A 2,159-nucleotide genomic window follows, 5' to 3' on the forward strand; every position below is an offset into this window, starting at 1 on the left:
CCGATCCAGCCCGCGCCGGCGATCAGCAGGTGCCCGTTGTCCCGGCCGAGCGCGGCCAGCACGCCCTTCAGCCGCTCGGCGTGCGCGAACCGCCGCAGGTGGTGGACGCCCGTCAGGTCGGTCCCCGGCACGTCCAGGCGGCGCGGCTCGGCGCCCGTGGCCAGCAGCAGCTTGTCGTAGTGGACGAAGGAGCCGTCGTCGCCGAGCCGCACGGTCCGCGCCGCGGTGTCGATCGCGTCCACGGTCTGCCCGAGGTGGAGCTCGACGTCGTGGGCGGCGTACCAGGCGGGTTCGTGGACGAGCGCGCTGTCGCGGTCCGCCGAGCCGAGCAGGTAGGCCTTGGACAGCGGCGGCCGCTCGTACGGGTGGTCGCGTTCGTCGCCGATCACTATCACCCGCCCGCTGAAGCCTTCGGCGCGCAGCGTCTCCGCCGCCTTGGCGCCGGCCAGGCCTCCTCCGACGATGACGAACGTCTGGTCCGCGTCGACCACGGTGTGCCTCCTTCTCCGGGGGTGCCGGATGAGCGTCCCGCACGGAGGCTAGTGCGGAAAGAGAGCCTTCCGAAGAGGCCACGCGGTCCTTCGCGCGGCGGCCACCGGACCTTTCGGCGGGGTGCGGCGGGCCGGACGGCCCTACACCTGCATGGTGAGCCGGGTGTGCAGCGCCCGGGCCGAGGCGTCGGTGAGGGAGGCGATCTGGTCGACGATCACCCGCTTGCGGGCCCGGTCGTCCCCGGCCGCGTCGAAGAGCGCCGCGAACTGCGGGTCCAGTCCCTCCGGCGCCCGCGCCGTGAGCGCCTCCGCCAGTTCCGCGACGACCACCCGCTGGTCGGCCCGCAGCCGCTCCTGCTCCGCCCGCTGCATCACGTACAGGTCGGCGACCGCCTTGAGGACGGCGCACTCCATCCGGGTGGTCCGCGGCACGACGAGCTGCGCCTTGTACCGGGTCAGCCGCCCGTCGCCGTAGGCCGCGCGGGTCGCCGTCTCGGCCGCCGTGCAGAACCGCCCGATGAGCTGGCTGGTGGCGTCCTTGAGCCGCGCCTGGTCGACGGCGGTGCCGTCGTAGCCGTGCGGCCACCACTCCTGTGCCTGGAGCCGGTCGAGCGCCGCGCCCAGTTCCTCCGGGTCGGTGTCGGCGGGCACGTACCGGGCGTCCAGGACCGCCACGGTGAAGATCTCCCGCCGGTCGGTGGCGCTGTGCAGCCGGGAGGGCTGGATGTGGCCGGCGTGCAGCCCGTCCTCGACGTCGTGGACCGAGTAGGCGACGTCGTCGGCCCAGTCCATCACCTGCGCCTCGAAACAGACCCGGTCGCGGGCGGGGGCGTCGGCGCGCACCCAGTCGAAGATCCGCCGGTCGTCCTCGTAGACGCCGAACTTGCGGAAGGCGGGCCCGGCCGGGTGCCCGCCACGCGCCCACGGGTACTTGGCGGCGGCGTCCAGCGCGGCCCGGGTGAGGTTGAGGCCGACGCTGGTCATCTCGCCGGTGGTGCGGTCGGTGACGAACCGCTTGGGCTCCAGGCGGGTGAGCAGCCGCAGCGACTGGGCGTTGCCCTCGAAGCCGCCGCAGTCGGCGGCGAACTCGTCCAGCGCCTGCTCCCCGTTGTGCCCGAACGGGGGATGCCCGAGGTCGTGGGAGAGGCACGCGGCCTCCACCAGGTCGGGGTCGCAGCCGAGCGCGGCGCCCAGTTCCCGGCCGACCTGCGCGCACTCCAGCGAGTGGGTGAGCCGGGTGCGCGGGCTGGCGTCCCACAGACGGACGGTGCCGGGGGTGACGACCTGGGTCTTCCCGGCGAGCCTGCGCAGCGCGGCGGAGTGCAGCACCCGGGCGCGGTCGCGCTGGAAGGCGGTGCGTCCGGGGCGCTTGTCGGGTTCCGGGGCCCAGCGCTCGACGGCGGACTCGTCGTATCCGGCGGTCGGTTCGTTGCCTGCCATGCAACCGACAGTAAGGGGTGTCGGTGACCGCCGCCGCCCCGTGTGCCTGCGCCGTGTGCCTGCCCCGTGTGCCTACGCCGGGACGAGGGTGGGGCGTACGGCGGGGAGCGGGAGGCCGACGGGTCCGGCCGCGGCCCCGTCGTAACGGTGCAGGACGAGGCGGGCCATGTCGGGGTGGGCGCCGAGCGGGGCGGCGGCGATCCACGGCGCGGCCTCGGCGGTCTCGGT

Annotated in this window: 2 protein-coding genes and 1 pseudogene; all 3 read right to left on the reverse strand. The window is 74.8% G+C overall.

Features of this window, described 5'->3' with window-relative positions; translation table 11 throughout:
- Positions 1-491, reverse strand: a 491-nt coding sequence (locus HW445_RS28040; RefSeq protein WP_180223660.1) for an FAD-dependent oxidoreductase, incomplete at its 3' end; no start/stop codon positions are given.
- Between the two features lie 141 nt (positions 492-632).
- Positions 633-1,931, reverse strand: a complete 1,299-nt coding sequence (locus tag HW445_RS28045; protein ID WP_180223661.1) for a deoxyguanosinetriphosphate triphosphohydrolase — start codon at positions 1,929-1,931, stop codon at positions 633-635.
- Positions 1,932-2,003: 72 nt separating this feature from the next.
- Positions 2,004-2,159: pseudogene (locus HW445_RS33830) on the reverse strand (sirohydrochlorin chelatase); the annotation flags it as partial.

Source organism: Streptomyces sp. UH6 (assembly GCF_013421635.1).
GTDB classification, from domain to species: Bacteria; Actinomycetota; Actinomycetes; order Streptomycetales; family Streptomycetaceae; genus Streptomyces; species Streptomyces abyssomicinicus.